The 24,879-nt window shown below is 72.2% G+C and carries 24 protein-coding genes; 12 read left to right on the forward strand and 12 right to left on the reverse strand.

Annotated elements, in window-relative coordinates; all coding sequences use genetic code 11:
* The 3 genes from G6W55_RS03740 to G6W55_RS03750 all read left to right on the forward strand — a co-directional run bounded on the left by G6W55_RS03740 (position 1) and on the right by G6W55_RS03750 (position 2,630).
* A complete protein-coding gene (locus tag G6W55_RS03740) occupies positions 1-750 on the forward strand; it encodes a hypothetical protein (RefSeq protein ID WP_175519322.1) in 750 nt (249 codons plus the stop codon).
* A gap of 135 nt (positions 751-885) precedes the next feature.
* Entirely contained in the window at positions 886-1,377 is a 492-nt protein-coding gene (locus G6W55_RS03745; protein ID WP_175519323.1) for a hypothetical protein, read from the forward strand.
* Positions 1,374-2,630, forward strand: a complete 1,257-nt coding sequence (locus tag G6W55_RS03750; protein WP_175519324.1) for a caspase domain-containing protein — start codon at positions 1,374-1,376, stop codon at positions 2,628-2,630. The genes G6W55_RS03745 and G6W55_RS03750 overlap by 4 nt, the downstream gene beginning before the upstream one ends.
* A 66-nt stretch (positions 2,631-2,696) precedes the next feature.
* On the opposite strand, the gene G6W55_RS03755 is transcribed toward G6W55_RS03750, so the two are convergent.
* Both G6W55_RS03755 and G6W55_RS03760 read right to left on the reverse strand, forming a co-directional pair.
* The gene (locus G6W55_RS03755) at positions 2,697-2,978 is read right to left on the reverse strand and encodes a type II toxin-antitoxin system RelE/ParE family toxin (protein WP_175519325.1); all 282 of its coding nucleotides are present in this window, start codon (positions 2,976-2,978) and stop codon (positions 2,697-2,699) included.
* Positions 2,979-2,983: 5 nt separating this feature from the next.
* A complete protein-coding gene (locus G6W55_RS03760; RefSeq protein ID WP_254876092.1) occupies positions 2,984-3,265 on the reverse strand; it encodes a type II toxin-antitoxin system Phd/YefM family antitoxin in 282 nt (93 codons plus the stop codon).
* A 175-nt stretch (positions 3,266-3,440) separates the two neighbouring features.
* Here G6W55_RS03760 and G6W55_RS03765 point away from each other — a divergent pair, with 175 nt between their 5' ends.
* Positions 3,441-3,980 carry a hypothetical protein gene (locus tag G6W55_RS03765; RefSeq protein ID WP_309243622.1) on the forward strand — a complete coding sequence of 180 codons (540 nt, stop codon included), beginning with the start codon at positions 3,441-3,443 and terminating at the stop codon, positions 3,978-3,980.
* A 12-nt stretch (positions 3,981-3,992) separates the two neighbouring features.
* Here the strand turns inward: G6W55_RS03765 and G6W55_RS03770 are convergent, their stop codons facing one another.
* Positions 3,993-6,554 (reverse strand): helicase C-terminal domain-containing protein, encoded by a 2,562-nt coding sequence (locus tag G6W55_RS03770; protein WP_175519326.1) that lies wholly within the window; start codon positions 6,552-6,554, stop codon positions 3,993-3,995.
* A 101-nt stretch (positions 6,555-6,655) separates the two neighbouring features.
* On the opposite strand from G6W55_RS03770, the gene G6W55_RS03775 reads away from it, so the two are divergent.
* Positions 6,656-7,609 carry a hypothetical protein gene (locus G6W55_RS03775; protein ID WP_175519327.1) on the forward strand — a complete coding sequence of 318 codons (954 nt, stop codon included), beginning with the start codon at positions 6,656-6,658 and terminating at the stop codon, positions 7,607-7,609.
* Positions 7,610-8,196: 587 nt separating this feature from the next.
* A complete protein-coding gene (locus tag G6W55_RS03780) occupies positions 8,197-8,826 on the forward strand; it encodes an HAD family hydrolase (RefSeq protein WP_254876093.1) in 630 nt (209 codons plus the stop codon).
* On the opposite strand, the gene G6W55_RS03785 is transcribed toward G6W55_RS03780, so the two are convergent.
* From G6W55_RS03785 to G6W55_RS03805, 5 genes are all read right to left on the reverse strand, one after another.
* A complete protein-coding gene (locus tag G6W55_RS03785; RefSeq protein WP_175519329.1) occupies positions 8,802-9,053 on the reverse strand; it encodes a hypothetical protein in 252 nt (83 codons plus the stop codon). The two genes, G6W55_RS03780 and G6W55_RS03785, sit on opposite strands and share 25 nt — an antisense overlap.
* A 66-nt stretch (positions 9,054-9,119) precedes the next feature.
* Positions 9,120-10,535: an NAD(P)/FAD-dependent oxidoreductase gene (locus tag G6W55_RS03790; RefSeq protein ID WP_175519330.1), complete on the reverse strand. Its 1,416-nt coding sequence runs from the start codon at positions 10,533-10,535 to the stop codon at positions 9,120-9,122.
* Complete coding sequence (locus G6W55_RS03795; RefSeq protein WP_175519331.1) at positions 10,532-11,707, reverse strand: MAB_1171c family putative transporter; 1,176 nt, start codon at positions 11,705-11,707, stop codon at positions 10,532-10,534. The genes G6W55_RS03790 and G6W55_RS03795 overlap by 4 nt, the downstream gene beginning before the upstream one ends.
* Before the next feature lie 54 nt (positions 11,708-11,761).
* Positions 11,762-12,427 (reverse strand): hypothetical protein, encoded by a 666-nt coding sequence (locus G6W55_RS03800; protein ID WP_175519332.1) that lies wholly within the window; start codon positions 12,425-12,427, stop codon positions 11,762-11,764.
* On the reverse strand, positions 12,424-13,017 hold the full coding sequence (locus tag G6W55_RS03805) for a transcriptional regulator (protein WP_175519333.1): 594 nt from the start codon (positions 13,015-13,017) through the stop codon (positions 12,424-12,426). Before G6W55_RS03805 ends, G6W55_RS03800 begins: the two co-directional genes overlap by 4 nt.
* 274 nt (positions 13,018-13,291) lie before the next feature.
* Here G6W55_RS03805 and G6W55_RS39190 point away from each other — a divergent pair, with 274 nt between their 5' ends.
* Complete coding sequence (locus tag G6W55_RS39190; protein WP_030785403.1) at positions 13,292-13,675, forward strand: cold-shock protein; 384 nt, start codon at positions 13,292-13,294, stop codon at positions 13,673-13,675.
* Between the two features lie 48 nt (positions 13,676-13,723).
* Here G6W55_RS39190 and G6W55_RS03815 read toward each other — a convergent pair whose 3' ends face one another.
* The 4 genes from G6W55_RS03815 to G6W55_RS03830 all read right to left on the reverse strand — a co-directional run bounded on the left by G6W55_RS03815 (position 13,724) and on the right by G6W55_RS03830 (position 17,364).
* A complete protein-coding gene (locus tag G6W55_RS03815; protein ID WP_175519334.1) occupies positions 13,724-14,581 on the reverse strand; it encodes a 1,4-dihydroxy-6-naphthoate synthase in 858 nt (285 codons plus the stop codon).
* Positions 14,571-15,320, reverse strand: coding sequence for a futalosine hydrolase (locus tag G6W55_RS03820; RefSeq protein ID WP_175519335.1), 750 nt, complete (start codon positions 15,318-15,320; stop codon positions 14,571-14,573). Before G6W55_RS03820 ends, G6W55_RS03815 begins: the two co-directional genes overlap by 11 nt.
* Complete coding sequence (locus G6W55_RS03825) at positions 15,290-15,802, reverse strand: DUF2771 domain-containing protein (protein WP_175519336.1); 513 nt, start codon at positions 15,800-15,802, stop codon at positions 15,290-15,292. The genes G6W55_RS03820 and G6W55_RS03825 overlap by 31 nt, the downstream gene beginning before the upstream one ends.
* Before the next feature lie 128 nt (positions 15,803-15,930).
* Positions 15,931-17,364, reverse strand: a complete 1,434-nt coding sequence (locus G6W55_RS03830; protein ID WP_175519337.1) for an MFS transporter — start codon at positions 17,362-17,364, stop codon at positions 15,931-15,933.
* A gap of 469 nt (positions 17,365-17,833) precedes the next feature.
* Between G6W55_RS03830 and G6W55_RS03835 the strand changes: the two genes are divergently transcribed.
* The 5 genes from G6W55_RS03835 to G6W55_RS03855 all read left to right on the forward strand — a co-directional run bounded on the left by G6W55_RS03835 (position 17,834) and on the right by G6W55_RS03855 (position 24,879).
* Positions 17,834-18,748, forward strand: a complete 915-nt coding sequence (locus G6W55_RS03835) for a DUF3027 domain-containing protein (RefSeq protein WP_175519338.1) — start codon at positions 17,834-17,836, stop codon at positions 18,746-18,748.
* Between the two features lie 93 nt (positions 18,749-18,841).
* A complete protein-coding gene (locus G6W55_RS03840; RefSeq protein WP_175519339.1) occupies positions 18,842-22,015 on the forward strand; it encodes a sacsin N-terminal ATP-binding-like domain-containing protein in 3,174 nt (1,057 codons plus the stop codon).
* Positions 22,016-22,205: 190 nt separating this feature from the next.
* Positions 22,206-22,982 carry a calcium-binding protein gene (locus G6W55_RS03845; RefSeq protein ID WP_175519340.1) on the forward strand — a complete coding sequence of 259 codons (777 nt, stop codon included), beginning with the start codon at positions 22,206-22,208 and terminating at the stop codon, positions 22,980-22,982.
* Between the two features lie 107 nt (positions 22,983-23,089).
* Positions 23,090-24,016, forward strand: a complete 927-nt coding sequence (locus tag G6W55_RS03850; RefSeq protein ID WP_175519341.1) for a hypothetical protein — start codon at positions 23,090-23,092, stop codon at positions 24,014-24,016.
* Positions 24,017-24,066: 50 nt separating this feature from the next.
* Positions 24,067-24,879 (forward strand): hypothetical protein, encoded by an 813-nt coding sequence (locus G6W55_RS03855; RefSeq protein ID WP_175519342.1) that lies wholly within the window; start codon positions 24,067-24,069, stop codon positions 24,877-24,879.

Below are 24,879 nucleotides of genomic sequence, written 5' to 3' on the forward strand. Positions count from 1 at the left end.
ATGACCTGGACGTCGGCCTGGCGTGTCTGGGGGAGAACGGTCCGCTGCGCCGCTCTCGTATGCCTGCTGCTGCCGGTGACGGTGGCCTGTGGGGAGACCAACACCTACAACCAGCAGGCCGGCCGGGACGGCAAGCTGTGCGCGGACGGCGCCGTGTGCACCGAACCTTCGAGGGATTCCGACACGCCGGTATCCCCCAGCAGTACGCCTTCGGCGCGTGGGGGTGCCGAAGGCCCGTCCCGGGAGGAGCGCACCGCGGACGACGAACCGCCGACGGGGTCCGAGCAGTGGCCTTCCACGGGAACGACGCCGGAGCCGCGGTCCGACGTGCGGGTGCGGTATCTGACGGAGGTCAAACCGATCGGGGGGTACGGGAACAACGAACAGGACAAACCTGCCGTACTCGGCGACACCGCAGTCCCCAGGAGCATCGTCTTCGCACTGGGTGTCTTCGCCAAGGAGCTGAAGCCACTCTCCTTCAATGTCCCCACCGGTCTGACCGGCCTCAGGGCGAAGGTCGGGCTCGACGGTGACACGCTGCCCGAATACGTGGCGCAGGTCAGCATCAGGGCTCGCGACGGATCGACGCTCAGCAGTCTCACCCTGCGCAGCGGTGAGGTTCACGACGTGAAAGAGGACGTGAGCGGCGCCAGCCTGATCACGGTCGAGGTCGCCATCCTGGAATGGGCGCCGGACGCGATCAACAGCCGACCGCACATCGTCCTGGGCGACGGGAGGTTCGTCGAGTAGGAGCTGTCTCCCTCCCGGTCGTCCAGGCCGCGGCGGGCCCGTCGGCGGGAGTGGGAGCGCGGTCACAGGGTATGAGCCCGTCGCTTCTTCCGGCGGGGAGGAGTTGTCTCGGCGTGCGGAAGGGCGGGGAAGGCCATGGAAGCGGAGAACGGGGCGATCGGCTTCGAAGTGGTTCTGGAACCGGGGAGGGGGGACGGAGACCGATCGATGGAGCTGGCGTCCGCCCAGCTCACCCGTGAGCTGAACCGGTTGTCCGGTACCACCGCCCGGCAGAACGCGGGACAACCTCCACCGCCGGGGTCTCGAGCCGGTGAGGGGCTCGCCGACGTGCTCCGGCTGTCGGTCGAATTCGCTCCCGTAGCAGCCGTGATCCTTCAGGGCGTCCAGTTACTGGGCAGTTGGTCGGCGCTGCGGCCCGGACGGAGCGTACGTGTCAGGCGCCAGGGCGGAGAGGAACTGGAGGTGACCGGGCTGTCCTCAGAAGACCAACAGCGGCTGATCCAGTCCTGGCTCGACGACCGGCAGAGCCGGACCGAGGGCACGGCCCCCACTCGCGCTCCCGAGAATCTGAATCCCACACCAGACGAGCCGAACGGTCCGCCGGACGGGCACGGAGCTTCGTCGTGACCGAGCGGCGCGCTCTGCTCATCGGCTGTTCCCGCTACGAGGACCGTTCCTTCGCTGAACTCGCCGCGCCCTTCCACGACCTTGCCGAGCTGAGCACCGTGCTGTCCCGCCCGGACATCGGCGGTTACAGCGTGCAACGGATGTTCGACGCCACCGCCACCGAGGCGCAACTCGCTGTGTCCAAGCTTCTCAAGGAGGCCAGGCGGACCGATGTCCTGTTCGTCCACTTCTCCTGCCACGGCTGGCTCGACGACATGTTCCGCCTCTACCTGGTACTGCGCGACTCGCGCAGCGACCACATCGAGGCCAGCGGATTCTCTGTCGGCTTGATCGCCGAACTCCTGGAAAGCTGCGCCTCGGAACAGATCGTCCTGAGTATCGACTGCTGCTACAGCGGACGGGCCAAGCGGGTCCTGACCGCACGCGGCCCCAGCTCCGTGGGTCTGGGGGCCCGCTTGCAAGACGCGGGCTCCGGTTTCGCCGTACTGACCTCCGCCGACGAAGTGCAGTTGGCGATGGAAGCTTCGGGAAAGTTTCGCAGGGTCGGTGCGCCCCGTACCTCCTTGTACGTCACCGCACTTGTCGACGGGCTCAGGACCGGCGACGCCGACCTCGACCGGGACGGTGTCGTCTCCCTCCCCGACCTGGCGGAATATCTCCGGCAGCGCTTCACGGGACAGGCCCAGCAGCCGACGGCATCCCTTTTCCTCAAAAGACCTGTCACGGTCGCGCTCAGTCCGCGGCGGCAACAACCCGGCACGGCGGCGGGCGGAACGATCACCCCGGCGTCCGAGGAGGAGATCTGCCGCGTCCTGCGCAGCGCACCGCTGGCCCTGGGCCTGGTGGTCGGACCGCCGGACGACGATCCGGCGCTGCCGCATTTACGGAAGAGCATGCCGGGCGTGATCGGCGAGAAGATACTCGGCTATCGGGACCGAGGCCACAGCTGGACCCTCCTCAACAACGCCATCCCTCTGTGGCGCAGCCACAACGGCTACCTCGTCTTCACCGACTCGGCGGTCCACCTGCCCAAACGAGGAGGGCGCCTGACTTACAAGGAACTGGCGGACCACGAGATCACGGCAGAGAGCGACTGGGCGCCCGGTCACCCCCGCCAGGGAGGCAGCTACTCCTACAGCTACGTCCTGCTGAAGCACCCTTACCGCAGTCTCACCCTTGGCGCGGGGAACAGTGACGAACACGCGGAGCGCCTGGCCGGCCTGCTGAACTCCCTGGCCGGGCTTCGCCCGTGATGACACTGCCCACGGTGGGTACCGGGGTGGCCGAGTCACCGGTTGACGACCCGCCCCGCGGACCGTTCAAGGAACTTGACGGTAGACCTCGCGGCGGTTGCCCACGGTCAGGACCCATACGATGAGCCGGCCGTCCTCGATGGTGTAGACGACCCTGTAGTCCCCGACCCTGAGTCGCCATCGGGCGTCGTGCCCCCGGAGGGCCTTCACATCGAACGCTGCCGAGTCTCCCGCGTCCATCGCCTTCTGGAGTTCGGTCAGGCGGTACAGGATGCGCAGGGCGTCGGGGCGGGGGATCTTGAGCATGTCCCGCTGGGCGTGCGGAGTGAAGCGCGTGACGTACCCCATGCGGATCAGTGCTGCTGGTCGCGGAGCAGGGCGGCCATCTCTTCGAGCGAGACCGACCCGTCGGTGCCCTCGGACTCGGCTTCGTCGGCCAGCCGGTTGAGCCAGGCCTCTTCGGCGTCCTCGGCGAACTGGCGTAGCTGCTGATACTCCTGGATGTCGATCACGACTGCTTCCTGCTTGCCGCGCCGCGTGATGATCGTCGGTGTCGCCTCGCGGCGAGCGCGGTCGATGACATCGGCGAGATGACTGCGGACCTCGGCCATGGATTCGACTACCGGCTCACTCATGTCGCAAATGTATCAGGTGTACATGAGAGTTCAGGGTCTCCAGTGGGCTGACCGACCAGCCCGACCCCTGTGCCCCATGGGCGAGTCGGAGCACGCCCGATGCAACCCCGGACCCCTTTCGGCGGTCTTCTCGGGGGAAGCCGCGCAGTGCGTGTGGCTCGGGGAGGGGCTTGTGGTGAGTTCCGTGCGCGTCTGGGGGCCCGGGGTCGGGGCCGTGGTGGTGTTGGTGGCGACCGGGGCGTGGGCGCGGGGGACGACCGGGGACACCGGGCTGTGGGACGCGGTGCGGCCCGCGATCGAGGCGCGGCTGGTCGCCGACGCGCGGTGGGACGGTCCCGGCGCGGAGCTGTCCGAGCTGCGGGCGCGCTGGTTCTGTCAGGCGCGGGAGGTGTTCCTGCGTGAGGACGGGGACCGGGTGCGGGCCGGTGTCGACACCCTGTGCATGGAGTACGGCGTGCGGGACGGTGCCCTTCAGGAGTGCGGCGGGGCGCAGGTTCCCAAGGTGATCCGGCTGGAGCGGGACACGGCGGGCGCCTATCGGGTCGTCTCCCTGGAGGAGCCCCCGGACGGTGCGGGCCACGGCGCCTGGGAGAAGGCCCACTTCGGGGCCCTCGCGGCCTCCCGGCTGGACGGTGACGCGGACACGGACGCCCTGGAGACGGCCGCCCGCGATCACTTCGAGCTGTCGGCGGACGCGCCGGTCGGGGACTGCTGAAGGCGGGCCCGTTCAGTCACTCGCCAGTTCCGCCACGCCCGTGATCCGGTGCAGGGGGTACGTTCTGACCTCGTCCGCCGTGTGGTCGTACGCCGTGACGAAGCCGCCCTCCACCCGCACCGGGGCGATGACGCGCTGGCTGGCGGCGCCCTCGGCGTTGACGTAGCCGATCCACAGGGCCTCGCCGGTGAGGACGGCGGCCTGCATGGTGGCGAGGGTCTCCGCGGAGCTGGTGCGCGGCAGTTCGCCCGGGGCCGGCCGCGGTGCCGCCGGGTCGGCCGGGCGGCGCGGGGCCGTGGACGCCAGGTCGCCCGCCCGGATCGCGCGGATCGCCGCCGACAGGAGTGTGGCGTCGGGCATCGGCGGGCCGTCCGGGACCGGCTCGGGCGGGGTGCGCGGCGGGGTGCGGTGGGCGTCGGCCCGGGTGATCAGGACATCGCCGTCGGCGGACTCGGCGGCCGGCGCGTACCCCAGCGCGCGCAGCCCGTCGAGCAGCGCCGCCGGGTCCGCCTGGGACGCCAGCACGGTCGGCGCGAGCAGCCGCAGCCGCAGCGGGGCGGCCCGCTTGTCGGCGAGGATCTCGTTGAGCACCGTGTCGTCGTCGCAGCGCAGATACGCCGAGGCCGCGCCCACCCGCAGCCGGCCGTGCCGGCGGGCCACGTCGTCGATCAGATACGCCAGCGGCTGCGGCACCGGGGTGCGCGCGTGCGCGGCGAGGAAGGCGTGCAGGTCGGCCGCGGTCCGGCCGGCGTCCAGCGCGCGGCGCACGGAGGCGGGCGTGAACCGGTAGACGGTCGCCCCGCCCTTCGACTCCACGTCCGCGAGGACCCCGAGGACGGCGGCGAGCGGCCGCTGCAACGGGCCCGGGGCGACCGCCGTCAGATCGGCCTGGAGCAGGACGTGGTCCAGCGGTTCGGGCAGCAGCGGCGCGAGCAGCCGGGCGGCGGCCGCGGCGGCCACGGCCTGCTCGGCGGGGGAGAGGGGCTCCAGGGCGCCCGGTGCGCGGTGGTGGTGGAAGGGCAGCTTGTCGCCCGGGCCGTGCGGTTCCGTGCGCGGGGTCTTCTCCGTGTGCGCGCCGAGCAGCGCCCGCCCGTGCGCGGACAGCGCGCCCCGGCCGGTCATGCCCAGCAGCTCCGCCTCGGCGAGCGTCCAGCGGGCCAGCCGGGCCCGAAGATCCTCCTCTGTTCGCTGACCTTGTGCGCTCGGTGTGCTCTGCGCGCCCCGCAGCGGCCGTTCCCAGCGCAGCCGGGCCAGCACCGCCTCCGGGTCCGGCGCCGCGCCCTCGGGCAGCACGGCCAGCAGCGCCAGCACCCGGTGCCGTACCTCGGGCGCGGCCGACCGGTCCAGGCCGGGGCCCAGCGCCGACAGCGCCCGCTCCTTCGCGTCCCGGCCGCCGACCAGACCGGAGGTCCGGGTCGCCGTCAGCCAGGTCTGCGCGAGCAGCGCCCAGCGTTCGGGGGCGGGCCGCTCCAGCCACTCGTCGTACGCCGGGGTCGCCGCGTACCGCTCGTCGGCCTCGCCGTCGGAGGCCAGCAGCCCGGCCGCGTACGCCAGCTCCACCCAGAACGCGGCCACCGGCTCCGGCAGGTCCAGGGCGACGGCGGTCCGCTTGAGGTCCCGCACGCTCAGCCCGCCCGCCCGCAGCACCGGGGGCCCGCCCTCGTTCCAGTCGGTCAGCAGCTCCTCGACCGTCGCCAGCGCGGTGTACGCCTGCCCGGCCGCCGTCGCGTCCACCACCTGCGGCCGGTGCGCGGACGCCGCCGGCACCGCGGGCGGCACCGGCTCCGGCGCCCGGTGCGCCCGGCCCGCCCGCAGATGCAGGGCGACCTCCCGGGGCAGGACGACCGTCCCGGGCGCGGTCGGCAGCAGCAGCCCCCGGTCCAGCAGCCAGCGCAGCCGCGCCGCCGGATCGTGCGTGACCTGCCCGTACGGCGGTCCCCACATCAGCCGCTCCAGCACCTCGCGGGACTCGGCGGGGGCGGCGGCGAGCAGCCGGGCCATCTTCTTGCGGTGCGTGAACAGGGCGGCCAGCGCCTGAACGGCGGACACCGAGTCGTGCGTGGACGGCAGGCCCACGGCCGCCACGATCTCCTGGATCCGGCCCGGCGACATCCCCGCCGTCGCCTCCCGCACGCTCGGCCCGAGCCCGGTCGGCGACGGGTGCTGCGGCGACGGCGCGAGCAGTTCACGGGCGGTGCGCACCAGCCGCAGCCGGTCGTCGGCGCCCCACACCAGCGCCTGCTCGCGCAGGGCGGCCAGGGCGGCGGGCAGCGCGGCGGCCACCTCCGGGTCGCGGTCGTCCCCGGCCATCAGGCCGAGGAGTTCGTCGTACGACGCCGGGTCGCCGGCCACCGCCAGCGCCTCCGCCGTCTGGAGGGCGAACCGGTCCAGCCGCTCCAGCGCCCGGACGACCGAGGCGCGGGTGCCGGCCCGGGTGGCGAGCTGGGTGAGGTCGGTGGGGACCGGGGTGATGAGGTCGGGCCGACTGCGCAGCAGGGCGCCGAGGGCGGTGTCGTCCCTGCCGCGGAGCGCTTCCGCGAGGGAGCGGGGGGCCGGGTGGTCCTCGGTGCTCATCTTGCCCACGGTAGCGGGTGCCGTCCCTCCCGGGGCCGCCCCAGGACGCTCGCTTCGGCGACGGACCGTTTCGCCCGGCCCGCGCGCGATACCGTGCCCCCGTGGGGATCGAGAGCGACCAGGTCGTCTACGAGTATCTGAGCCGCGTCGGCGACGTCGCACACCAGCGGCACCTGTCGTCGGCCACGCGGATGCGGCTCGTCTCCGAACTGCGCAACGAGATCGACCGGCGCCGCGCCAAGGCGCCCGTCGACTCGCCCGCCGCCGTGCGCCGCATCATCGAGCGCCTCGGCGACCCGGACGACGTCGTCGCGGCCGCCGCCGACGGCACCGACGCCGCCCCGCAGGCACCGGCACCGTCCGTGCCCGCGCAGCGCGCCGACGGAGACCGCCCGCGGCCCGAGGTGCCGCTCGGCAAGGTGCCGCGCCCCCGGCCGAGCACACCGGTGGACGACGACGGGCCGCGCGACTGGTGGCGCGGCACCGCGGACCCCTTCGAGGTCGACGACGAGGTGCCCGGCTTCGTCGGCGGAGTCATCCCGGACCTCCTCAAGCCCCCGCCACCCCCGGAGCCCGACCCGGAGGAGCAGGCGGCGGCCGGGCCGGTCACGGAGAAGACGGCCGAGGAGGACGCCCCGCCAGGTCGGCGGAGGCTGCTGCGCGCCCTGCGCCGCCGGAAGAACGCCGACACGGATGCCGCTGCCGGTACCGGCAGCGGTGGCTGGAACAACCCCCTGCTGCTCGTGGCCGCCGCGTCGCTCGTGGCCGGCGCGGTGCTCGGCAACTGGTTCGCGCTGCTCCTGGGCTGGCTGATCGCCTACGCCTCGCACCGGCTGACCGAGCGGGAGACGAAGTTCGCCGTCATCTGGCTGCCGGGCCTCTCGGTCGCGGCCGGCCTGGTCTGGCTGTGGGGCCGCTCCGAGGGCCGCTGGGGCGCCCCCATCGCCGACGGCCACATGAGCGACGCCCTCGCGGAAACCTGGCCCTGGGTGGTGAAAGGCGCGGCCGTCGCGACGGCCCTGTTCCTCCTCCACCGCTCACGACGCCGGGGGTAGGGCCCCGATTCCGGGTCCCGCTGGGGCCGCGGGGGTCTGGCGCTCACCGGGCCCCGCCCCGCCGACCGCGCACGGTCAACCTCCGCACGTCCTGGACCCGCTAGGGCCTCGCCCCGACCCCCTGGGCCTCCGGATGCACCGGGCCCCGCTCGGCCCCGCCGTGGCGCGCCGCCGCTCCGCACCGGCCGGGTCCCGCTGGGGCCCGCCCGGCCTCCACACGCCCCGGACCCGCTAGGGCCCCGCCCGGCCCCGCCGGGATGCGCCGCCGCTCCGGCACTGGCCGGATCCGGCTTGGGCCCGCCCGGACCTGCCCGGCCTCCGCATGCCCCCGGCCCCGCTCAGCCCCGCCGTGACGCGCCGCTGCTCCGCACCGGCCGGACCCCGCTCGGGCCCCGCCCGGACTCCGCCGGAACCGGCCCTGCCCGGCCCCGCCCGGCCTCCACACGCCCCAGACCCGCTAGAGCCCTGCTCGGCCCCACCAGGCTCCGCCCCGCCGGAACGCGTCGTCCCTCCGAACCGGCCAGTCCCGAAGGGAAGACCCTGGCCGGGAGGCAGGACCGCTCCCCCTGCTGGGCAGAATGGCCCCCATGACGTCGTCTTCCGCCCCCACCGTCGGTTTTGATCTCGACATGACCCTCATCGACTCCCGGCCCGGGATCCACGCCTGCTGGGTGGAGCTGTCCGCGCGGACCGGGACGTATGTCGACGCCGATCTGGTGGTCACCCGGCTGGGGCCGCCGCTGGAGCAGGAGATGGCGCACTGGTTCCCGGCGGACCGGATCGCGGAGACCGCCGATCTCTACCGCGCGCTGTACCCCGAGCACGCCATCACCGGCACCCTGGAGATGCCCGGCGCGCGGGACGCGATCGCGGCCGTGCAGGCGGCCGGGGGCCGGGCCGTCGTCGTCACCGCCAAGTGGGAGCCCAACGCCAGGCTTCACATGAAGCACCTCGGCCTGACCCCGGACGCCGTGATAGGCAACCTGTGGGCCGAGCAGAAGTCGGCCGCGCTGCGCGAGCACGGCGCGAGCGTGTACGTCGGGGACCACGTGGGCGACGTCCGCGGGGCGCGCGGCGCCGACGCCCTGTCGGTCACCGTGCCGACCGGGCCGTGTCCGGCGGAGGAACTGCGGGAGGCGGGCGCGGACGTGGTCCTCGCCGACCTGACGGAGTTCCCGGCCTGGCTGGCCGGCTACCTCGCGGCGCCGCGCGCCTGACGCCGCCCCGCCGCGGCGGAACGCAGCACTCCGCCCCCCGCGATCAGGAAGCCGACGCCCATCAGCATGCTCAGTCCGAACATGTACGGCGGAAATGGCGTCGTTCCGAGGAACAGCGGGGCGACCGTGACGAGAGTGGCCACGGCGCCGACGAAGAACACGATGGCGCCGGCACGGATCAGTCGGTCACCGGGAGCGGCGGAATTCGTTTGGGTTTTGTCACGCACCGGACCAGGGTAGTTCCCCCGCCCCGCTCCCTGGGGCGCCGCTCCTTCAGGCAGCGAGGAAACCTTTCAGTTGCTCGGCTCCAGGTCGGAATCGCTCAACACCCTGCGCTCGGCGAGCGACAGCGGCGGCCCGTCGAGCTGTGGCCGTTCGGGGCCGCGGAACGCCGCCAGGAGCACCTTGGGCGCCATCAGGGAAGCGGGGGGCGCCTGAAGCATGAGGACGTCCGTGAGCGCGGTCGCAGCCAGGTGGGAGCCGGTGGCGGTGAGCGAGAGACGGCTGATGTAGCGCTGGAGGAGACGGTCGGCGATGTTGGGGCGTCCGCCCTTGATGTCCGGCCGGTGGATGTCCGTTCCGACGGACAGCGACCACGCCGCTCCGACCGGAAGGGAAACGGCACGCTGAGCCTTGCGGGTGACACCGGGGCCCGGTCCTCCGACGGATATCGCGCGCCGGATCGCCAGAGCGCTGAGTGCGGCCACGGACATGCCCTGCCCGTAGACGGGGTTGAAGGCGGCGACCGCGTCGCCGACCACGATCAGCCCGTCGGGCCAGCCGCGAAGGCGTTCGTAGAAGTAGCGCCGGTTGGCCGTCGTACGGGTGAGGGACACGTCGGTGAGCGGCTTCGCGCGAGCCAGTAGATCGGCCACGATGGGATGACGCAGCTCCTTGGCGTACGGCTCGAACGCATCCGCGTCCCGGCCCGGCTCGGCACCCGGAGGGCCGATGAGGCTGACGTGCCACCGGTCGCGTTCTATCGGAATGATGCCGCCCGCTCGTGGCTGCCCGTTGCGGAAATCCGCCTGTAGGTTGACGACGGGCCAGCCGCGCGTCGACACAGGAGCTTGATAGACGCGACTGGCGTAGCTGAGACCGGAGTCGATGCGCGCCTCCGAGAGGCCGGTGATGCCGAGGTCCTCGAGCCAGTGCGGCGTCCGGCTCGACCGCCCTGATGCGTCGATCACCAGCTGCGCGGACATCTCGCTCTCGTCACCGGAGGAAGAGCGGAGACGGACGCCCGTGACGCGATGCTTGTCACCGAGCAGTTCGATGACCCGGGTGCGCTGGTGAATGGTCACCTTGGTGTTTCTCAGTAGCTGCTGCCGGATCACCCAGTCCGTCAGATCACGGCTCGCGGTGATCTGATAGTGGGTGGCATTCTGCCAGCGGCGATACCAGCCTTCCGGGGCGTACATGACCATGTCCGTGGTGACGGCGACCCGGTTTGCCCCCGATTCGACCATCGCGGCGACGCTGCCCGGAAGCAGCTCTTCGATCGCCTCCGCTCCGCCGGACAGCAGCGTGTGGAAATGGGCCGCCTGGGGAACGCCTGCCCTGGGCTCAGGGCCGTTCGGCACCTCGTGGGCCTCGATGATGTCGATGGCATCGAAGTGGTCGCCGACCGCTGCCGCGGCGAGCATGCCCGCGATGCTGCCACCGATGATCACGGCTCTTCGGAGTGCCGGGGACGACGGCTTGCTCATGTCGATCTACTTTCAGCAGCGCCGTTCTGGCGGAATTGACGGACGATGGGTGAGTCGAGGGTTCCGGACAGACGAACGAGGTCGTGAGTGCCCCACGTCGGGCAGGCCGAGGCTTCACCAGGGCCGATATCGCTCTGTTTGCGCTGCACCGCGGCAACGATCATGGCCGCGTCCGCGGTGGTTTCGGCGCGCGCCGGGGACTCTCCGCTGCGGACCGCCGCCTCGAAGGCCCGCTCCCGCGCCTCGGTGTCGCAGTAAGGAGCTATGGAGAGAAGAGCGTCGAAGATCGCGGTCATGCGAGCCGTGAGCCGCACGGCCGGCGCGGACCACCACGGCAGAGCGGTACGCACCGATCCCGGTGTCGGGACGGCCTGAAGCTCCTTCCACAGCGGAGTGAGTTCCTGTAACTGACGCACAGCGTGAAACGTCAAGGTCACGCGTGGGCCGGCGAGCGGTAGAGCGAAGCCCGTGACGACGAGCACTGCGGACGGCGCAGCGGCCAGCGGGGCGACCTGATCGATGAGGAAGTCCCAGCGGTGGCCGTTCCAGCGAGCCACCACCGCGACAAGTTTCAGGCCGTCGTACACCACGTGCAGGAGATATGCGGGTACGAGGATGAGGAGTCCGGCCCGCAGGGACCCGGTGACCTCCCGGGACCAGCGCCAGCAGAGAATGCTCGTGGTCAGGGTGGCCGCTCCCTGCGCGAGCAGATAGAGCAGGATCATCTCGCGGATGTACGGTGTGCTCGCGTAGTACCCGTCGAAAAGGGTCCGCTGTTCCACCGGGGCGTCACCCAGCCAGAACAGCACATGGATGGCCAGAATCACGACGCAGAACACCGCGATGCATATGCGTGAGGCGCGACGCGTCTGCTCGGGCCGAGCCGGGCGCCAGTTGATGATGAGCAGGAGACTCGCCCCTGAGAAGGCCGTGAGGGCCGTGTAGGCCAGGGGCGCCGCGAAATTGGGGACACCGCTCAGATCATTGATCAGCGCTATGGAATCCGGTGCGGCGAAGAAGAAGACCGTCGACCCGATGACGAGGAGCAGGACCGCTGCCCGCAACAGCATGTCGCGCTGGCGACCGATTGCCGCCGGCAGTTTGACCAGCCCGATCAGCAGAAGCAGAAAGCCGCATATGTAGAAAGCGAGGTTATTGGGTCCGTGTTCCACGTGATGTGCTTTCTCGATACGTTGCGGACTGTCTGAGCGCGTACCGTCGATCCGTCAGGTCAGGTGCTTTCGGTGCGCCATGGACACTTGAATGCGGCCTGCGATGCCTTCCAGATCGGCCGTGGCGCGATCTTCTCCGAGCAGGGCCTCCAAGGCGGTGGCGAACCGGAAACCGAACATCTCCGCCTCGGATTCCTCGCGGACCGGGCTCTCGGCCCTCAGCGCGGCTATGTGCAGGCTTGCGTCCATTCGTTCCACGGACGGCAACTCGGCACGGTCGAGCCTGGTGACCTCTCTGACCAGGTCCTCCAGCGGACCGGCCGGACCCTCGCCCCGCGTACGCGCCGCGGCGGCACCGTGCAGCATCCCGGAATCGCAGTGGTCGGCGAACATGTGCCAGACCTCGTGCCCGATGATCACGCGCTGGTGCACAGGGGCGGTGTTCTGCTCGTAGACGATCAGGTCGAAGTCGGTCGCGTCGACCCATAAGCCGCTGGCCGTCTCCGGTGGGAAGACCACCTCGCGGAGGCGGACGGGCCGGCCGCGCGTGCGGCTGAGCGCGTCACTGAGCACGGGTGCCAGGTCGTCGTCGGTGCCCAGCGGTTGCAGGCACTCGACGATGTCGCTCGCGAGCCGCCTCATGGTCCTTGTACTGGCGTCCTTGACGGTGCGGACGCCGGGCTTCGGCGAGGGCGGGACCGCCGGGTGATCGGTGGTCACTTCTCTGTCCCCAGAACGGCTTTGATGACCCCGGCGAGCATGGCCCGGCGTTCGGGAGCCAGTCCCCGGAAGCTGATGCCTGCCAGGCCGTGCTCGCTCATCAGCTCGGCGACCGGGTCCTCCGACTGCAGTTCACGCAGGAGCGGTTGCAGGGCTCTGTTCAGGTTGTCGGGAGCCGCGTCGGTGAAGAAGTGCAGGTCGACGGCGAAGAACTCGGCCAGCTGGGGCAGATGGCCGACGCTCGGCACCTTGACTCCCTTGACCAGCTGACGTGCCCACATCTCCGAGATGTCCAGCCGGGCCGCCACGGTCCGGATGCCTTCGGCGAAGGAGACCCGGTGCGTGTCGAGGTAGACCTGGTACGTGCGGGCCAGTCGACTGCGGACGCGCTCCTTGACGGCTTCCTCACCGCTGCCGCCGTCATGCAGCTCCTCGCCCGCCAGCAGGGCCCGGACCTCCGCTTCGTCGAGCACCGCGGCACGGGACAGCGTCGGGACGTCGAAGACCGTCTCCTGACGCAGTCCCTTCTCGGCGATCAGCGTACGGAGACGCGCGAGTGTCTCCGGGAGGGAGCTGTTTGGATCACTCACCGACGCTCCTGGCGGGAGGAGGGAAGAAACGCTTGTGGACGCACACTAAAGTACCGTTGACGCCGCATGCTGGAAAAGGCACAACCTCAACACCCGCACCCCCTTGACTCTGCCCCTTCCCCCACGCGACCGAGCGTCTGCGCGCCATTCGCGGCGGACAGGTGCTCGGTACCGTTTTAAGGCATGTCCGGCTGGAGAGACCCCCGGTAAGCTGTCATGACGGCAGATCAAGGGCGTCCGGGCTGCCCCTGGACGGATCGAGGGAGTGTGTGCTTTGCCGACTGGCAAGGTCAAGTGGTTCAACAGTGAGAAGGGCTTCGGCTTTCTCTCCCGCGACGACGGCGGTGACGTCTTCGTCCATTCCTCGGTCCTCCCCGCCGGAGTCGAGACGCTGAAGCCGGGCCAGCGCGTGGAGTTCGGCGTCGTCGCCGGACAACGCGGTGACCAGGCGCTTTCGGTCGTCGTTCTGGACCCGACCCCGTCGGTCGCGGCCGCCCAGCGAAAGAAACCCGACGAACTGGCTTCCATCGTCCAGGATTTGACGACCCTTCTGGAGAACATCACCCCGATGCTGGAGAAGGGCCGTTACCCCGAGAAGGCGTCCGGCGCGAAGATCGCCGGTCTGCTGCGCGCGGTCGCCGACCAACTGGACGTGTGACAGGGGACCCCCCGGGGGAAAGCCTCGGGGGAAAGCCCTCAGAGTCCCTCAGGGGAACGACAGCGCGTCCGGGCCGAGGGGCGGCACCAGTCCCTCGGCCGCGGCGCGGGTCAGCAGCCCCCGCACCGCCGCGTAGCCGTCGTCGCCCAGATCCGCCGTGAACTCGTTGACGTACAGCCCGATGTGCTGGTCGGCGACGGACGGGTCCATCTCCTGGGCGTGCTCCATCACGTACGGGCGGGAAGCCTCCGGGTCGTCCCAGGCGGCGCGCACCGAGGCGCGGATCGCGTCGGCGAGCCCGGTCAGGGCCGTCGCGCCCAGTGACCGCCGGGCGATGATCGCGCCGAGCGGGATCGGCAGCCCGGTGGTGGACTCCCAGTGCTCGCCCATGTCGGCGAGCTTGTGCAGCCCGTAGTTGCGGTAGGTGAAACGGGCCTCGTGGATGACGAGTCCCGCGTCCACCCGGCCGTCGCGCACCGCGGGCATGATCTCGTGGAACGGCAGCACCACGATCTCGCCGACCCCGCCGGGCACGGTGGCCGCAGCCCACAGCCGGAACAGCAGATACGCCGTCGACTTCTCGCTCGGCACGGCGACGGTCCGGCCGGTGAGGTCGATGCCGGGCTCCCGGGTCAGCACCAGCGGCCCGCAGCCCCGCCCCAGCGCGCCCCCGCAGGGCAGCAGCGCGTACTCGTCGAGGACGTACGGCAGGACGGCGTACGACACTTTCAGGACGTCGAACTCGCCGCGCTCGGCCATTCCGTTGGTGAGGTCGATGTCCGCGAACGTCACGTCGAGCGCCGGGCCGCCCGGCACCCGGCCGTGGGCGAGGGCGTCGAAGACGAAGGTGTCGTTGGGGCAGGGCGAGTACGCGATGCGCAGCTTCTGGTCAGGATCACTGGTCATACGGGTGCCAACTCTCCAGGACGGGCCCGAGCTTCCCGAAGGCCGCGGTCAGCGCGGCGAGCGCGTCGCCGATGCGCCAGGCCGTACGGTCGCGGGGGCCGACGGGGTTGGAGACCGCGCGGATCTCCAGGACGGGCGTGCCGTGCGCGGCGGCCGCCTCGGCGACCCCGAAGCCCTCCATGGCCTCGGCCAGGGCCTCCGGGTGGCGGGCGCGCAGCGCGGCGGCCCGTTCGGCGGTCCCGGTGACCGTGGACACGGTCAGCACGGTGCCGGCGCGGGCTCCGGTGGCGTCCGTGACCTGCCGGACCAGGGCCGCGGGCGGACGGTGGGTGACGGCGCCGAAGCCCAGCTCGGTGACCGGCAGAAAACCGTCCGGGGTCTCGGCGCCCAGGTCGGCGGCGGTGATCTCGTCGGCGACGACCAGCGAGCCGACCGGCGCGCCGGGGGCGAAACCGCCGGCGATGCCCGCCGACACGACGAGCGCGTACGGGGTGCCGGCCAGCGCGGCCGCGGTCAGCGCGGCGGAGACGGACGCGGCGGCGGACGCCGGGCCGACCCCGGCGGCGAGGAGGTCGTACGCCCCGCCGGTGCGGTGCAGGACCGCGCCGGGCAGCCGTACCTCCCGGCCGGGGTCCGGGAACGCCCGGGCCACCGCGTCCCGTTCGGCGGGGACGGCGGTGGCGACGAGGACGCGGACGGGGGACGTGGTCAGTCGTCCTTCTTCAGCTTGAACGACCACAGGCCGGTGACCGCCTGGCTGTCCTTCTTGCCGTCGCCCGCCTTGATGGAGACGAGGGTGGAGTCGCCCTGCGCGCCGTACTGGGCGTTGAAGAACACGCTGCCCGGGATGGTGCGGTAGGTCTTGTCGCTGTCCTCGGTGAGCGGCTGGCCGTTCATCAGGATCGTCCAGCGCTTGTCGGCGACGTCCGGGTCGACGCCGAAGCGGACGGTCTCGTCCGGGTCGACCGTGATCGACTTGATGTCCTCGTCCTTGAGGCACTTGGTCAGATCGGCCGCATCGAGCTTGTCGCCGTGGCCGCCGCAGGTGGCTTCGGAGCTGACCGAGGTCCGGCCGACGGTGATCGTGGACAGCGGCGTCGGCTTGTCGCAGGCCGACAGGACGAGCAGTCCGGCACAGACGGCGCCGGTGGCGGCGACGGCACGGCGGCGTCGCGCAACGCCGAGAACATCAGCGGCTCCGCCGCGGGACATCATGGTCATGGCCGAAGGCTATCGGGCAGCCCCGGCGCTCTCTCTACGTGGGGTGCGGCGTGGCTGTGTGTTACGCCACGCGGCGGGATCCCGCGGGTGGTGCCGGGGGTGCCGACGGGTGGTGCCGACGGATGGCGTCAGGTCACGCGGGAGCGCGGGGAGCCGCTGTGGCGGGCCGAGCCGATCAGGCCGCGGACCGTGGTCAGCCAGCCGAGGGCGAGGACACAGGCGGCGACCGACAGGCCCAGCGCGCCGTTCAGCGGCATCGCGATGCCGACCGCGCCGCCGAACACCCAGGACACCTGGAGCATCGTCTCCGAACGGGCGAACGCCGAGGTGCGGACGGCTTCCGGCACGTCCCGCTGGATCAGCGCGTCCAGGGAGAGCTTGGACAGCGCCTGCGAGAAGCCCGCCACCGCCGCCAGGCCCGCCACCACCACCGCCCCGAAGAACACCGCCGCCGTGATCGCCATGCACAGCACGAACGCCAGCACCGTCACGATGATCAGCTCCGGCGCCCTCGACCGCAGCCAGGCGCCCACCGACGTGCCGAGCGCGTTGCCCAGGCCCGCCGAGACGGCCACCATGCCCAGCGACACCGCCGCGCTCTGCCCGGTCATCGGGTGCTCGCGCAGCAGGAACGCCAGGAAGAAGGTCAGGAACCCCGACAGCCAGCGCAGTGCCGCGTTGGCGCCCAGTGCGTGGGTGACGGCGATGCCGACGGTCCGCAGGCCCGGGCGTTTGACCGGCTGCCGGTGCGGGCCGTGCAGATGCTCCTCGTCGGCGGCGAGCAGCGCCGTGTCCTCGCCCTTGGCGGAGTCCACCTTGGCCGGCAGCGAGAACGACAGCGCCGTCCCCGCGATGAAGATCACGAACGCGCCGTAGAGCGGCCAGCGCGGCCCGACCATCTGGAGCCCCGCCCCGACCGGCGCGGCGACCGCGGTGGCCAGCAGACCGCCCAGGGTGACCCGGGAGTTCGCCTTGACCAGGGAGAACCGTGGTGGCAGCAGACGTGGCACGACGGCGCTGCGCACCACGCCGTACGCCTTGGAGGAGACCAGGACGCCGAGGGCCGCCGGATACAGCTCGATGCTGCCGGTGACCACCGCCCCCGACAGGACGAGCGCGAGCAGCGCCCGGGCGAACATGGCGCCCGCCATCGCGGCCCGCCGTCCGTGCGGCAGCCGGTCCAGGAGCGGGCCGATCACCGGGGCCAGGATGGTGAACGGCGCCATGGTGATCGCGAGGTAGAGCGCGACCCGGCCGCGCGCCTCGTCGGTCGGCACGGAGAAGAACACCGTGGACGCCAGCGCCACGGTGATCATCACATCACCGGCGCCGTTCACTGCGTGCAGCTCGATCAGCTTGCCGAGTCCGGACTCACCGGCGCCGTGCGCGTGGGTCGCCCTGCGGATGCCGCGGGCGGTGCCGGTGAACGGGAGGTGCAGGGCACGTCCGACCGCGCGGACGGACCCGCCGACCCGGCCCGAACCACCGGTCCGGCTCCTCCCCTTGAACCCCTTCGTCCCACCGGTCCCGGTGGCGCCCTGGGGTGTTCTCGCGGCTGCCACCCCGTCATAGTGCCCCGAGAACGCCCTCCGTAGTGCGGTTACCGCGCGTACGGCGGTGTCGGATTCGGGGATTCCGGGGGCGCGTGGGGTGACGGGAGCCGCCCCGGGGCGCGAGGCGGGGGCGGCTCGGGGGCGCGTCGAGGGGCCGCCGGGGTGAGGGCCGGGACGCGGGCCGGGGGCGGCCGGGACGCGGATCGGGGGCGCCCGGGGCACGGTCGGGGGGCGCGTCGGGGGCGGGAAACGTCCCGTCGGTGTAGGACGAGCGTCCGCGAACAGGTAGCGTGCGTAGCGCGCCGTGGCGATTGTTCTCGGCCGCGCGCCTCCCGGCCATCCCGCAGAATGGATGACAGCAGGTGCGCCCGAGCGCGATCGGGCGCGGACGTCGACGCGGCCCCCTGGTCCGCTCCGTCCGCACCCACGCCTTCAGGCCGGCGCACTCGAGAGACGGCGTAGGAGAGAAGCGATACCTGTGAGCGCAGCGACCACGCGAAGCCGCACCCCCGACCGTCTGTGCGCCGAGGCCGTCGACCTCGCCCGCACCGCAGCCGAGGAGGCCGCGGCTCCCGGCGTGGTCGGCGAGCACGTGGGCGTGGTCGCCGAGGGCGACCGTGTGGTCACGCACTACTTCGAGTGCAAGGAGCTGGGCTACCGCGGCTGGCGCTGGGCGGCCACCGTGGCCCGCGCCTCCCGCGCGAAGACCGTCACCCTGGACGAGGTGGTGCTGCTCCCCGGCCCCGACGCGGTCCTGGCGCCCGAGTGGGTGCCGTGGAGCGAGCGGCTGCGCCCCGGCGACATGGGCCCGGGCGATCTGCTGCCCACCGACGCCGAGGACCTGCGGCTCGAACCGGGCTACACCGGCGAGGAGGAGCCCCCGCCGAACTCCCTGGTCTCCGCGGAGCTGGCCGAGCTGGCCGAGGCGGAGGACGCGGACCTGACGGCCGCGCTGCCCACCGTGCCCCGGCGGGGCACGATCTCGGCGGTCGCCGAGGAACTCGGCATGCGCCGCGCCCGGGTCCTGTCCCGCTACGGCCTGCACACCGCCGCCGACCGCTGGGAGGAGGCGTACGGCGCCAAGACCCCGATGGCCCAGGCGGCCCCCGCGACCTGTGTGAGCTGCGGTTTCCTCCAGCCGATCGGCGGCTCCCTCGGCCAGGCGTTCGGCGTCTGCGCCAACGAGTTCGCCCCGGCGGACGGCCGCGTCGTCTCGCTCTCCTACGGCTGCGGCGGCCACTCGGAGGCGGCGGTCATGCCGACGCCCCCGCGCCCGCCCGCGCCGGTCATCGACGAGACCCGGGTGGACCCCTTCCCGCTCCGCCCGGCCCCGGACTCCGGCTCGGTCCCCCCGGCGACGGACGAGGACACCGCGGAGCTGGGCCACTCCTAGCCGCTTCGCGACGGTCGCCCCCGGGGTGGCGGGCGGGCGGGGGTGGTGCCGGTACCCGGTACCTTCGTCCTCACGCCGACGAGGAGAGTGAACGTGAGCAAGTTCGTGCGGCCGGCACCGGAGGGCGCGGACCCCTTCGGTACGGCCCGACTGCGCCGCGGAGTCCTGGACGCCTGGGCGACGAGTCCCGCCCGGTTCCGGGAGGACGCCAACGCCGAGGAGGACCTCGTCCTCGGCGGGTACCGCGACCGGCTGGTCGTGGAGCTGGCGCAGAACGCCGCCGACGCCGCCGCCCGCGCCGGTGTCCCCGGCCGGCTCCGGCTCACCCTCCGCGACGGCGTCCTGGTCGCCGCGAACACCGGCGCCCCGCTGGACGCCGCCGGTGTCGAGTCCCTCGCCACCCTGCGCGCCTCCGCCAAGCGGGAGACGCACCCGGGTGCCGTCGGCCGCTTCGGCGTCGGCTTCTCCGCGGTGCTCGCCGTCACCGACGAGCCCGCCGTCGTCGGCCGCCACGGCGGGGTGCGCTGGTCCCTCGCCGAGGCCCGCGAGCTGGCCGCCGACACCGCCCGGCACAGCCCCGGCCTCGGCGACGAGATCCGCCGCCGCGACGGCCATGTGCCCCTGCTGCGGCTCCCCTTCGCCGCCGAGGGCACCGCCCCCGACCCCTACGACACGGCCGTCATCCTCCCGCTGCGCGACGCCGCGGCCGCCGACCTCGCCGAACGGCTGCTCACGGCCGTGGACGACGCCCTGCTCCTCGCCCTGCCCGGCCTCGCGGAGGTCGTCGTCGAGATCGGCGACGGCACCCCGCGCACCCTGCGCCGTTCCGCCGAGGGCGCCCTGACCGTCGTAGCGGACTCGGAACACGGCACCACCCGCTGGCGTACGGCCACCGCCGAAGGACCGCTCACCGCCGAGCTGCTGGCCGACCGCCCGGTCGAGGAGCGGCTGCGGCCGCACTGGTCGGTCACCTGGGCCGTGCCCGTCGACGCGGACGGCGCCCCGGCGACCCCTCGCACCAGCCCCGTAGTGCACGCCCCCACCCCCAGCGACGAGCGGCTCGGCGTGCCCGCCCTGCTCATCGCGTCCTTCCCGCTCGACACCACCCGCCGGCACGCCGCCCCCGGCCCGCTCACCGACCATCTGGTGGAGCGCGCGGCCGACGCCTACACCGCGCTGCTCGCCGAGTGGCGGCCGGTGACCGCCGCGATCATCGACCTGGTGCCGGGGCCGCTGGGCAAGGGCGAGCTGGACGGCGCCCTGCGCCGGGCCGTCCTGGAACGGCTGCCCCGGACCGCGTTCCTGCCGCCCGCGGCGACCCCCGCCGACCAGGAGGACGACCACCTCGACCACCTTCCCGAGGCGCTGCGCCCCCGGGACGCCGAGGTCGTCGAGGGCGCCGGCGCCGACACCGTGCGGGTGCTGGCCGAGGTGCTGCCCACCCTGCTGCCCGCCGGTCTGGAACGCCGGGCCGAGCTGCGCACCCTCGACGTGGCGCGGATCCCGCTGGCCGACGCGATCGACCGGCTGGCCGGCCTGGAGAAGGACCCGCACTGGTGGTACCGGCTCTACGACAGCCTCGCCGGGGTCGACCCGGACCGGCTCTCGGGGCTTCCGGTGCCGCTGGCCGACCGCCGGACCGCGATCGGGCCCCGCCAGATCCTGCTGCCCACCGGCGGCGAGGACGCGGGGCGCGACGGGACGGGCGCGGGCGGGACCGGTGCGGACCCGGACGTGCTTGCCCGGCTGGGCCTCAAGGTCGCCCACCCGGACGCCGCGCATCCGCTCCTGGAGAAGCTCGGTGCCCTGCCCGCCACCCCGCGCGCGGTGCTGACCACCCCGCAGGTGCGGGCCGCCGTCGCCGCGTCCCTGGACGACGACGGCGGGGCCTGGGACGACGACCGGGGTACCCCGGACGCGGAGGAACTCGCCGACACCGTCCTCGCGTTGGTCCGAGACGCGGACCTGGAGCCCGGCGACGAACCCTGGCTGGGCGCGCTCGCGCTCCCCGACGAGGACGGCGAACTCGTCCCCGCCGGTGAACTCGTGCTGCCCGGCAGCCCGTTCGCCGCCGTGATCCGCGAGGACGAACTCGCCTCGGTGGACTCCGAGTTGGTCGACAAGTGGGGCGAACAGCCGCTCGCCGCCTGCGGGGTGCTCGCCGGTTTCGCCCTGGTCCGCGCCACCGACGTCGTCCTCGACCCGGACGAACTGGAGCCCCGCGAGGGCGACTTCGCCGAACCCGACGACGCCGGACTGCTGGACGCGGTGGACGTCTGGTCCGAGGACATCCTCGACCGCTTCCCCGACTCCCCGGTGCCGCCCGTCGCCACCGAACTCGTCGCCGTCCGCGACCTCGACCTCGTCGACGACGACCGCTGGCCGCAGGCCCTCGCCCTGCTCGCCCGGCCGCCGCTGCGCGACGCCCTCACCCAGCCGGTCCGCGTCCTGCTCGCCGACGGCACCCACGAGACCGTACGGCCGTACACGGCGTGGTGGCTGCGCGGGCACCCGGTGCTCGACGGCCGCCGCCCGGCGGGCCTGCTCGCCGCGGGCGGCGACCCCCTGCTGCGCGGTCTGTACGACGAGGCCGACGCGACCGGTTTCGACGACGAGCAGGTGCTGCGGGCGCTCGGCGTGCGCACCACCGTGGCCGCGCTCCTCGACGAGCCCGGCGGCGCGGCCGAGCTGCTGGAGCGGCTCGCCGACCCCGAGCGTGCCGTGTCGGCCGCTCAACTGCACGGCCTGTACAGCGCGTTGGCCGAGCTGGACCCGGAGCAGGTGACCCTGCCGGACGAGCTGGCCGCCGTCGTGGACGGACGGGTGGAGGTGGTGGACGCGGCCGAGGCGGTCGTCGTCGACTCGCCCGATCTGCTGCCCTTCACCGGGGGTGTCCCGCTGCTGCCGGTGCGGCCGTCCCGGGCCGCCGAACTGGCCGAGCTGTTCCAGGTGCGGCGGCTGAGCGAGTCCGTCACCGGCCGGGTCGACTCCGAGGGCACCGAGCACGACGTGCCCGAGGCCGTGCGGGTGCTGCTGGGTCCGCGCGTCCCGGACACCTATGTCGAGCACGAGGAGCTGGTGGTCGACGGGGTGGAGATCGACTGGCGGCTGACCGACGACGGCGTCCTGCACGCCGCGACCCTGGAGGGGGTGGCCGCCGGCCTGGCCTGGGCGGCCGGCCAGTGGCCCCGCCGCTTCGAGGTCGCGGCCCTCCTGGAGGACCCGTCCCGCACCCGCGAACTGGCCCGGGACCGCTGGTTCGACTGACCGCCAGGGGCACATGACGACAGAAAATGCGGTGGACACAAGTCCTCCGCATTTTCTTTGTCGAACATGCAACCATCGGACAGGGGTGCGAGTCTCACTCGACGAGTCATCGGTCACGACCGACTCGCCGAACACTCGGGCCCCGCCGGGATGGACGCTCAGCGGGCCCGCCAACATGGGGGAAGTCCATATGCGTCTCCGCGCCACCGCCGCCGTGTCCTTCGGCGCCTTGGCCCTCGCCGGTCTGTCCGTTCCCGCGGCACAGGCCACCGAGATCACCCCGTTCGACGCCGGCTCCGGCAACACCAGGATCACCAAGGTGGTCGTCGACGGCGACAACAAGGTGGCCATGACCACCAACGCCGCGAAGACCGTCTCGGTCAGCGTCACCGCCACCGACAACTCGGGCATCGCGGGCGCCGAGGAGTTCACCCTCGTGGGCCCCGACTACGGCTTCGAGATCACCGGCAAGCCGGTCTGCAAGGTCGTCAACGCCACCACCTCCACCTGCACCGCCTCGGTGAAGGTGGACCCGCGCACGGACTTCTACTCGAACAAGAACGCCGGCACCTGGTACGTCGACGCGTGGATCGACGCCAAGGACGGCGACTTCGTGTGGAAGGAGAAGGCCGGTTCCTTCCACTTCCAGCGCGCCTCGAAGCTCACCACGAACGCCGCCCCCGAGCCGGTGAAGAAGGGCAAGACCCTCACGGTCACGGGCTCGCTCACCCGCGCCAACTGGGAGTCGCTCAAGTTCGGCGGCTACGGCGCCCAGTCGGTGAAGCTCCAGTTCAAGAAGAAGGGCTCCACCACGTGGAGCACCCTGAAGACGATCAAGACCAGCTCGTCCGGAGCGCTCAAGACGACCGTCAAGGCGTCGGCGGACGGTTACTTCCGCTACACCTTCGCGGGCAACTCGACGACGGCCGCGGTCACGTCCGCCGCCGACTTCGTCGACGTCAAGTAGGACGCCCCTTTCCCGATCTCAGGGATCCGATCACCCGAGCCGAGAGGCTCGACCACCCGGGCCGACCGGAGCCAACCGCCGCGGCCCCTTTCTCCCTTGGGACAGCCATGCGCATCCGTGCCACCGTGGCCGCCGTCTCCGGCGCCCTCGCTCTCTCCGCCCTCGCCGTCCCGGCCGCTCAGGCCGCCGGTGACCAGCGTGACCCGGCCGCCACGCTGAAGGCCCTGCACCAGGCCGCCTCCGGCCGGTCGGCCCTCACCGGCGCCACCACCTACGCCTCGGGCACGCCGTACGCGCTCGACGCCACCTTCTCCGGTGTGAAGATCAACAACGGCAAGCCGATCGTCGTCGGCACCACGAACAAGGTCACCGTGCCCGTCACCTTCAAGGTGACCCACTCGGCCGACATCGACGTGAACGCCGCCGACACCGAGATCGACCTGCTGATCTACCGCGGCTCCTCCAGCGCCCCGGCGAACGTCCTGTGGGGCGACAAGTACCCCGCCTGCACCGCCACCTCGGCCACGGTCGCCACCTGCAAGGGCACCGTCGACATCCGGCCGCGTGACGAGCTGTGGAACGCCGACGCCACCGGCTGGAAGGCCGTCGGCTACGTCATCGACTGGAACGACCAGTACGGCGTCGACGAGGACGACCTCGACCTGAGCAAGGTCGGCTACGCCGAGGCCGACGGCATCGCCACCACCAAGCTCCAGCGGTACTCCAAGCTGACGGTCAACGCCTCGCCGGAGCCCGTGAAGAAGGGCAAGACCATAACGGTCACCGGCAAGCTGTCCCGCGCCAACTGGGACGACGGCAAGTACCACGGCTACTCGACCCAGTCGGTGAAGCTCCAGTTCCGCAAGAAGAACAGCTCCACCTACACCACGGTCAAGACCATCAAGACCAGCACGACCGGCGCGCTGAAGACCACGGTCAAGGCGTCCGCCGACGGCTTCTTCCGCTACACCTTCGCGGGCACCTCGACCACCCCGGCGGTCACCGCCGCGGGCGACTTCGTCGACGTCAAGTAGGCCCGTCTCCTTCCTTCCTTTCGCAGATCCGTTTCACCTGGGAGTTCTCCTTGCGCAAGCGCGCCATCGTGGTCGCCGCCTCCGGTGCCCTCGCCCTGTCCGCCCTCGCCGTCCCGGCCGCGCAGGCCGCGCCGGCGGCGGCGCCGAACGTCACCTTCTCCAACGTGAAGGTGAACGCGGGCAAGACCGTCGTGGTCGGCCCCACCACCAAGGTCACCGTCAACGTGACCTACACCGTCACCAAGCCGGCCGACCTCAGCGCCGGTTCCTTCATCAGCGGCCCCGTGCTCTACCGCGGTGCCACGCTCGGCGAGCAGTCGGACAGCATCTTCGGTGACAACGAGGGCACCTGCACCACGTCCTCCTCCACGGTCCTGAAGTGCACGGCCAAGATCCAGTTCCGTCCGGACGCCCCGGCGGACTACGACGACCTGGGCAACGGCGACGCCGGTGCCTGGAAGGTCGGCGCCCTGGCCATCGCCAACGACGCCTCGTCCGCGGACGACATGAAGTGGCAGAGCAACCTGGGCACCGTCAAGGTCCAGCGCGCCGCCAAGCTGACGGTCGACGCCGCCCCGGAGCCGGTGAAGAAGGGCAAGACCATCACGGTCACCGGCAAGCTGTCCCGCGCCAACTGGGACGCCAACAAGTACGCCGGGTACGCGGCCCAGTCGGTGAAGCTCCAGTTCAAGAAGAAGGGCAGCTCCACCTACACCACGGTCAAGACGATCAAGACCAGCTCGACCGGCACGCTGAAGACCACGGTCAAGGCGTCGGCGGACGGCTACTACCGCTACTCCTTCGCGGGCACCTCGACCACCCCGGCGGTCTCCGCCGCGGGCGACTTCATCGACGTGAAGTAG

This window comes from Streptomyces sp. CAI-85 (assembly GCF_013363615.1).
Classification (GTDB): Bacteria; Actinomycetota; Actinomycetes; order Streptomycetales; family Streptomycetaceae; genus Streptomyces; species Streptomyces antibioticus_B.

Excerpts from the sequence above, each read along its gene's own strand:
- G6W55_RS03740 (WP_175519322.1), top strand. The coding sequence starts at position 1 with ATGACCTGGACGTCGGCCTGGCGTGTCTGGGGGAGAACGGTCCGCTGC.
- G6W55_RS03815 (WP_175519334.1), bottom strand. The coding sequence starts at position 14,581 with ATGACCAGTGATCCTGACCAGAAGCTGCGCATCGCGTACTCGCCCTGC.
- G6W55_RS03770 (WP_175519326.1), bottom strand. The coding sequence starts at position 6,554 with ATGAGCACCGAGGACCACCCGGCCCCCCGCTCCCTCGCGGAAGCGCTC.
- G6W55_RS03790 (WP_175519330.1), bottom strand. The coding sequence starts at position 10,535 with ATGAGCAAGCCGTCGTCCCCGGCACTCCGAAGAGCCGTGATCATCGGT.
- G6W55_RS03850 (WP_175519341.1), top strand. The coding sequence starts at position 23,090 with ATGCGCATCCGTGCCACCGTGGCCGCCGTCTCCGGCGCCCTCGCTCTC.
- G6W55_RS03825 (WP_175519336.1), bottom strand. The coding sequence starts at position 15,802 with ATGACCATGATGTCCCGCGGCGGAGCCGCTGATGTTCTCGGCGTTGCG.
- G6W55_RS03755 (WP_175519325.1), bottom strand. The coding sequence starts at position 2,978 with ATGGGGTACGTCACGCGCTTCACTCCGCACGCCCAGCGGGACATGCTC.
- G6W55_RS03745 (WP_175519323.1), top strand. The coding sequence starts at position 886 with ATGGAAGCGGAGAACGGGGCGATCGGCTTCGAAGTGGTTCTGGAACCG.
- G6W55_RS03845 (WP_175519340.1), top strand. The coding sequence starts at position 22,206 with ATGCGTCTCCGCGCCACCGCCGCCGTGTCCTTCGGCGCCTTGGCCCTC.
- G6W55_RS03760 (WP_254876092.1), bottom strand. The coding sequence starts at position 3,265 with ATGAGTGAGCCGGTAGTCGAATCCATGGCCGAGGTCCGCAGTCATCTC.
- G6W55_RS03780 (WP_254876093.1), top strand. The coding sequence starts at position 8,197 with ATGACGTCGTCTTCCGCCCCCACCGTCGGTTTTGATCTCGACATGACC.